At 52.1% G+C, this 7,825-nt stretch carries 4 protein-coding genes and 1 riboswitch; of the genes, 3 read left to right on the top strand and 1 reads right to left on the bottom strand.

From position 1 onward, the window contains the following. Positions 1 to 507 precede the first annotated feature (507 nt). Entirely contained in the window at positions 508 to 1,860 is a 1,353-nt protein-coding gene (locus tag HMPREF9431_RS00770) for an MATE family efflux transporter (protein ID WP_004379131.1), read from the bottom strand. Between the two features lie 16 nt (positions 1,861 to 1,876). After that, positions 1,877 to 1,973: riboswitch (purine riboswitch) on the bottom strand. Between the two features lie 88 nt (positions 1,974 to 2,061). On the opposite strand from HMPREF9431_RS00770, the gene HMPREF9431_RS00765 reads away from it, so the two are divergent. The 3 genes from HMPREF9431_RS00765 (at position 2,062) to HMPREF9431_RS00755 (ending at position 7,294) form a co-directional block, all read left to right on the top strand. Beyond that, complete coding sequence (locus HMPREF9431_RS00765) at positions 2,062 to 3,051, top strand: lysylphosphatidylglycerol synthase transmembrane domain-containing protein (RefSeq protein WP_040560991.1); 990 nt, start codon at positions 2,062 to 2,064, stop codon at positions 3,049 to 3,051. Positions 3,052 to 3,079: 28 nt separating this feature from the next. Then, positions 3,080 to 4,540 (top strand): aminoacyl-histidine dipeptidase, encoded by a 1,461-nt coding sequence (locus tag HMPREF9431_RS00760; RefSeq protein WP_004379129.1) that lies wholly within the window; start codon positions 3,080 to 3,082, stop codon positions 4,538 to 4,540. Between the two features lie 276 nt (positions 4,541 to 4,816). Further along, positions 4,817 to 7,294: a bifunctional UDP-N-acetylmuramoyl-tripeptide:D-alanyl-D-alanine ligase/alanine racemase gene (locus tag HMPREF9431_RS00755; protein ID WP_004379128.1), complete on the top strand. Its 2,478-nt coding sequence runs from the start codon at positions 4,817 to 4,819 to the stop codon at positions 7,292 to 7,294. Positions 7,295 to 7,825 lie beyond the last annotated feature (531 nt).

Below are 7,825 nucleotides of genomic sequence, written 5' to 3'. Positions count from 1 at the left end.
CAGCCTTGCTGGAACTCCAGCAGCCCGTCTTTTTGATTTTTCAGCCTTGCTGGAACTCCAGCAGCCCATCTTTTTGATTTTTCAGCCTTGCTGGAACTCCAGCAGCCCGTCTTTTTGATTTTTCAGCCTTGCTGGAACTCCAGCAGCCCGTCTTTTTGATTTTTTAGCCTTGCTGGAACTCCAGCAGCCCTTGCCCTCCCCTCCCCCTTCAACATAAGACACAAAAAAGCAGGCAAGAGAAAATCTCCTGCCTGCCCGAAATAATATTCTAATAAAAAAACCTTTTCGATTGAAAAGCGGGGGGTCGCTGTTAACGAAGTTTTCCGCTTAAGTTAATTGCCTGTGCAACCATTACTGCAACAACGGCAAATGTCATTAATGTTACCATAACTTTTTTCCTTTCTTTTTAAATTGTTATCCTTAAAATCTCGGTGCAAAGGTAACACGAATGCTGGCGCAGTGCAAGTTTTTCGGCCAAAAGGGGCCGCAAACAGGTGTTTTGTTGACTTAGGTCAAACTTTTGGCCTTGCGGATGGCGCGGCGAAAGCTCCACCAATAGAGCAGCCCTGCCGTGGTGAGCCCCACGGGGAAAGAGCTCCAGATGCCCACTAATCCGCCGCGAAGCCAAATGCCCATGACATAGCTCAGCGGCAACGAGATGACAAAGAATGCCACAAAGGCCACCACCATCAGCGGACGCACGTGGGAGAGGCCGCGCAGGGCGTTGGCATAGTTGGACTGCATGCCGTCGCCAAATTGATAGATGATGAAGGGGATGATGGTCAACGAAACCAGGTTTACCACTTCGGCAGACGAGGTGAAGAGGGCGCCGATGCTGTTGCGGAAGAGGAATATGGGGATGCTGATGGCCACGGCCATGCAGAGAATGAGCTGAAATCCGGCATGCGCCACCGTTTCGGCCCGCTGATAGTCGTGTTGCCCATGGAAATTGCTCACGCGGATGGCTACGGCGGCCGACATGCCATAGTAGAGCATATAGCCCAGCTGGCTAATGGTGAGCATCACTTGGTGGGCGGCCAAAGCTGTGGTGCCAATCCATCCCACCATGACGCTCGACAAGCTGAAGGCGGCTGTCTCCATGCCCATCTGCAAGGCCAGAGGCCAGCCTTGCTTGTTTTGATAAAGAAAATTGTGGCGGTTGACGCTTTGGCTGAAAAAGCCTTGCCGATAGCGTTGGTTGCGCGGATGCACAAAAAACAACGTGACCAACGCCAAACACATGAACACGCGCGAGAGCATAGTGGACAAGCCCGCCCCAAAAAGTCCCATTTCGGGGCAGCCCAAATGGCCATAAATAAAGATGTAGTTGCCCGCGATGTTGAGCACGTTTCCGGTAATCATCACCACCATCGACGTGACGGTGTTCGACGTTCCATCGAAGAACTGCTTGAAGGTGTTAAAGCCGATGACGAAGGGTATCGACACCAAATTGATGAGGAAATAGGGGCGCATGAACCGCAAGAGCTCGGCTGGCTGCCCCAAACGATCTAAATTAAGGTAGAGCGTGGTCATGACGGCCAGCAGGATGAGCGTGAGCACACTTCCGGCCGCCAAGCCATTTTTCAGCACTCCGCCGATGGCTTCGGGCTTCGATTGGCCATAAAATCGGCCAATGATGGGCGTTAATCCGTAAGAAAATCCTAAGCCAAAAAGCAATGCCAAAGTAAACATGTTGGTGACAAAGCTGGCGGCGGCTAACTCGGGCAACGAGTGGTGGCCTATCATCAGCGTGTCGGCAAAACCCAACACAATCGTGCCCAACTGCCCTATCGTGATGGGCACGCCCAAGCGAATGAGGGCGGGATACTGCGCCGTGTACTTCTGAAAAGAATGTTGCATCGTTGTTGTTGTTTCTACATTAAAAAAGAACTATCATAGACTGCTGTTTGCGGCAGCAGGTAGAAACGTCTGACCCATTACAAACCTATACGATAGTGGGTGCAAAAGTAGGCCTTTTTTCGTTCCCCAACAAATAATCTACGGGGTTTTATTTGGGTATTCCGCGTGATTTTCCTAAATTTGTCTCGTCAAAACAAGCAAGTGAAAAGAAATATTTCCAACATATTCAAAATCATTCTACCGTTGCTTTTGGGCGGCGCCATCCTTTACTGGATGTATCGCGGATTTGATTTCCACAAGGTGAACGACGTGCTGTTTCACCAAATGAACTGGACGTGGATGATTTTGTCGTTTCCCTTTGGCATTTTAGCCCAGGCTTTTCGCGGGTGGCGCTGGCAACAGACCTTAGCACCGATGCACGAGTATCCGCGCCGCAAAACCACGGTCTATGCCGTGTTCCTCTCCTATGCCGTGAGCCTCATTGTGCCGCGCATGGGCGAATTCACGCGATGCGGCGTGCTGAAACACTACGACGGCGTGTCGTTTCCCAAAGCCATCGGAACCGTTGTCACGGAGCGCATCATCGACTCGCTGTTGGTGATGCTCATCGCGGGTATCACGTTCCTCTCGCAAATTCCCGTCTTCATGCGCTTCTTCGCCAAGACGGGCACGCGCATCGACACGTTTCTCACCAACTTTTCGGCCGCAGGCTGGGCAGTAACCTTTACCTGTGGCGCAGCTGTTTTCCTGCTGGTTTATTACCTCTATCGGCGGTTGGCAGTGACCAGCAAAATCAAATCGACGGTCAACAGCGTGTGGCAAGGCATCGTTTCGTTAAAGAATGTGCGCAATGTGCCCTTATTCCTTTGCTACACCCTCGGCATTTGGGTCAGCTACTTCCTGCACTATTACCTCACGTTTTTCTGCTTCACCGCCACAGCTTCGCTTTCGTTTTCGTGCGCCATGGTGACGTTCATCGTGGGCAGCATCGCTGTTATCGTGCCCACGCCCAACGGTGCCGGCCCGTGGCATTTCGCCGTAAAGACGATGCTGATGCTCTATGGCGTGGCCGAATTTTCCGCCCTCAACTTCGTGCTCATCGTGCACAGCATTCAAACCCTCTTGGTCGTTGCGATGGGCATATATGCTTGGATTGCACTGCTCTTCATGAAGCGGCGGCAAAGTAAATAGAACATATCAACCATAAAAAAATATAAGTATGCGTGAAATTGCAAAATTAGAACCCACATGCGTCTGGCGACACTTTGATGCCCTAACGCAAGTTCCCCGTCCATCGGGACATTTAAAACCCGTACAACAATTCTTGCTCAATTTTGCCAAGCAAGCAGGTGTCGAAGCTTTTGTCGATGCAGGAAACAACGTGGTAATGCGTAAACCAGCCACACCCGGTATGGAAAATCGAAAGACCGTGCTCATGCAAGCTCACATGGACATGGTTCCACAGAAGAGTCCCGAGAGCCAACACAATTTCGAGACCGATCCTTTGGAGACTTATGTCGATGAAGAAGGATGGGTGCGTGCGCGCAACACCACCTTGGGTGCCGACGATGGCATTGGCGTTGCCGCTATCATGGCGGTGATGGAAGCAAAGGACTTGCAGCACGGCCCCATCGAAGCGCTCATCACCGCAGACGAAGAGACGGGTATGTTTGGCGCAAATGATTTGCCCACAGGCGAGTTGCACAGCGACATTTTGATGAATCTTGACTCCGAAACGTGGGGGAAATTCGTCATTGGCAGTGCGGGCGGCATCGACATCACCGCGACGTTGGGCTACCAGCCTGCGCCTGCGGACACAAGCCACACCGCACTTCGCGTGACGCTGAAGGGACTACGCGGAGGTCACTCGGGCTTGGAAATCCACGAAGGGCGCGCCAACGCAAACAAGTTGATGGTGCGTTTCATGCGCAAGGCGATTGCCGAATGTGGTGCGCAGCTCGTCAGCTGGGAAGGGGGAAACATGCGCAATGCCATTCCGTTCAAGGCCGAGGTTGTGCTCACCATGCCACAGGATAAAGCCGAAGCGGTTCAGGCTTTAGTTGTAGCATGCAAAGCTTGTTTCTGCGACGAATATAAGACTATCGAGCCCAACTTGGAGTTCTTTACCGAAGTAACGGCGCTTCCGAGCGAGGTCGTTCCCACCGAGATACAGGATAACCTCGTCAATGCTATCTACGCATGCCACGATGGCGTGGTGCGCATGATTCCGGCTTATCCCGACGTCGTAGAGACATCGAGCAACTTAGCCATTATCAACATCGCAAACGGCAAGGCGGCCATCAAGATCCTTGCGCGCTCTTCCCGCGAAGACATGAAGGTGTATATTGCCACCACGCTCGAGAGCTGTTTCAACATGGCGGGCATGAAGGTCGAGATGAGCGGCAACTATGGCGGCTGGGACCCCAATCCCGAGAGTGAGGTGCTGCGCTTACTCAAGAAAATCTATCGCGAGCAAAATGCGCAAGAGGCCGTCGTTCAGGTTGACCACGCCGGCTTAGAATGTTCCGTCATCTTGGGCAAGTATCCAGGTATGGACGTCGTAAGTCTCGGTCCCACAATCCGAAGCCCACACACAACCAACGAAAGGTGCGAGGTCGCATCCATCCTGCCATTCTGGAACTTATTGAAGCAAGCACTCCTTGAAGTGCCGCAGAAATAAAACACAGTCTCTACAACATTCAGTTGCTGCTTGCCGTGTTGTTTTTTGCAACAACCTGCAAGCAGCAACCCTTTTCAGATAGGCGACTTACAACATCCGACGAGCCTTCCTATCATTCCCAACCGAAATATTCAACAGCGACACGGCACAAGCATGCTGCACACCCGAAAATACGTTTTGCCCTCGCGCGCAACCCACGCATTTAGCAGCCTATTATTTTGTCATGTCCTCGCTTTGCAGTAATTTTGTGGAAAAATAAAAAATAATAATCGCACGATGACTTATTCAATTGAAAAAGTAACCACGCTTATTGGCGCACGTCGTTTTGGCGAGCGCGACACCCAAATTAGCTTCATCCTTTCCGACAGTCGTTCGCTCTGCTTCCCTGAGGAAACTTTATTTTTCGCCTTGCGCAGCGGCCGCAACGATGGGCATCGCTACATCAACGAGCTTTATGCACGCGGCGTCCAAAATTTTGTTGTCTCAACGCTGCCACAAGACTGCGCACAACATTATCCCGACGCCAATTTCTTGTTGGTGCTCGACACCTTGGAAGCGCTGCAACGCTTAGCCGAGCGGCACCGCGACGAGTTCAACATTCCGATCGTCGGCATCACCGGCAGCAACGGAAAGACGATGGTGAAAGAATGGTTAAACCAAATTCTGAGTGGCGACTTCATGGTGACACGTTCCCCACGCAGCTATAACTCGCAGGTGGGCGTTCCGCTGAGCGTCTGGCTCTTGGATCGGCACTCCCAGGTGGGAATATTCGAAGCCGGCATCAGCAAACCGGGCGAAATGCTCGCTTTGCGCAACATCATACAGCCCACGATAGCCGTGCTTACTAACATCGGAGACGCTCACCAGGAGAATTTCGCCAGTCGCGAAGCTAAATGCATGGAGAAGTTGCAGCTTTTCCACGATGCCCAAGTTGTCGTCTACAATGGCGACGATGTTCTCGTGAAGCATTGCGTTAGCGAGCAACATGATTTGCATGCCGAACAACTGTTTTGGTCGTGCGCAGATGCCGCAGCCCCCTTCTATATTAATAAGGTGGAAAAGAGCGGCTCCGCAACCCTCGTGACCTATCGCTACGCAGGCGAGACGAACAGCTATCGGCTGCCGTTCATCGACGAGGCCTCCATCAGCAACTCCTTTGCTTGCGCGCTCGTTGCCCTCAAATTGGGTATCAGTCCCGACACCTTAGCGCAACGCATGGCGCAGTTAGAGCCCATCGCCATGCGCTTGGAGGTGAAAGAGGGGCAGCATGGGTGCACACTCATCAACGACAGCTACAACTCCGACATCAATGCGTTAGACATCGCATTAGACTTTATGAATCGCCGCCCCGACCATCAGGGCCGCCGACACACGTTGATTCTGAGCGACATCTTTCAGAGCGGCCTCACGCCCGATGCGCTCTATCGCGAGGTGGGCACGCTTTGCCGCCAACGGGGCATCGAGAAGTTCATCGGCATTGGGCGCGAGCTCTGTGCCCATGCGCTATCCATCGAGGTGCCCGAGAAACACTTCTTCCCCACCGTTGAGGACTTCATCGCCAGTGCGGCCTTTAGCCAACTCCACGATGAGGTCATCTTGCTGAAAGGGGCACGCAGCTTTAACTTCGAGCAAATCACCGACCTCCTTGTGAAACGCGTACACGAGACCACGCTCGAAGTAAACCTCAATGCGGTGGTGAAAAATCTTAATTATTACCGCAGTTTCCTGCATGCGGACACCAAGTTGGTTTGCATGATCAAGGCCGACGCCTATGGGGCGGGCAGCGTGGAGATTGCGAAGACCCTGCAAGAGCACAGGGTGGACTACTTAGCCGTGGCCGTGGCCGACGAGGGCGTTACGCTGCGCCGCAATGGCATCACGAGCAACATCATGATCATGAATCCGGAGATGACAGCCTTCAAGACGATGTTCGACTACGATTTGGAGCCCGAAGTTTACTCCTTCCGCCTGCTCGACGCCCTTGTGAAAGCCGCCGAAAAGGAGGGCATCACCGGATACCCCGTACATATTAAGCTCGATACCGGCATGCACCGCTTAGGCTTCAATCCGAGCGAAGACATAAGCGAGTTGATCAGTCGATTGAAGCGACAGAACGCCATCATTCCGCGCTCGGTGTTCAGCCACTTCGTTGGGTCAGACAGCGACGAGTTCGATCGCTTCAGCGCCGAGCAATATCGGCTCTTCCTAAAGGGCAGTGACCAGTTGCAAGCTGCTTTCGACCACAAGATTTTACGCCATATCGACAATAGCGCTGGCATCGAGCACTTTCCCGAGCGACAAATGGACATGTGCCGCCTTGGGCTGGGCCTCTATGGCATCAATCCACGCAGCAACAAGACATTGAACAACGTCAGCACCTTGCAGACCACCATCTTGCAGCTACATCGCGTGCCGCAAGGAGAAAGCATCGGATATAGTCGCAAAACATTCCTCACGCGAGACAGTATCATCGGTGCAATACCCATAGGATATGCCGATGGACTCGACCGCCGACTCAGTAATCGCAAAGGTTACTGTCTCGTGAACGGAAAACGAGCTGACTACGTGGGAAATATCTGCATGGATGTGGCCATGATCGATGTCACCGACATTGCGTGCCATGAAGGCGACCGCGTGGAGGTGTTCGGAGACCATTTGCCCGTCACCGCATTGAGCGATATCATGGGAACCATCCCTTATGAAGTGCTCACAGGCATCAGCAACCGCGTAAAGCGCGTTTATTTTCAAGACTAAAGCATGTTGCTTTTCCGAAATAAACTTGCGTAAAAAAGATAAAGGTTATCACACTACAAAAAGACACTCGAGAGCTATCTCTTGAGTGTTTTTTCGTTTTTTGTCATGCTTGCGGAAGTCTCCGCAAGTCTGTTTCCGAGTGGAAACGTGTTTGCGGAAGGTTCCGCAAGTCTGTTCCCGAGCAGAAATGCGTTTGCGGAAGGTTCCGCAAGTCTGTTCCCGAGTGGAAACGCGTTTGCGGAAGGTTCCGCAAGTATGTTCCCGAGCGGAAATGCGTTTGCGGAGAGTTCCGCAAGTCGTTCCCGAGCGGAATCACATTTGCGGAACATTCCGCAAACATGTCATTTTTTGATTTTTGGCTTGCGCATCATGTTTTCATCGATGTGCTGAAATGTGCTTTGCATGCGAGTGATTGCCATGCACTATATCCTATTTACACTATAGATACGGATGATTTCATAAGGTTATAAAAAGAGAGCATCACCCTTGCGAACCATGTCGCAAAGATGATGCTGCTTAGAAAAAGATTTG

Source organism: Segatella oulorum F0390 (assembly GCF_000224615.1).
In the GTDB taxonomy this organism is placed as follows: domain Bacteria; phylum Bacteroidota; class Bacteroidia; order Bacteroidales; family Bacteroidaceae; genus Prevotella; species Prevotella oulorum.
This window is presented reverse-complemented; position numbering and strand designations above follow the sequence as displayed.

Bases quoted from the DNA above. Each gene is read 5' to 3' on its own strand.
- HMPREF9431_RS00760 (WP_004379129.1), top strand. From the start codon at position 3,080: ATGCGTGAAATTGCAAAATTAGAACCCACATGCGTCTGGCGACACTTT.
- HMPREF9431_RS00770 (WP_004379131.1), bottom strand. From the start codon at position 1,860: ATGCAACATTCTTTTCAGAAGTACACGGCGCAGTATCCCGCCCTCATT.
- HMPREF9431_RS00755 (WP_004379128.1), top strand. From the start codon at position 4,817: ATGACTTATTCAATTGAAAAAGTAACCACGCTTATTGGCGCACGTCGT.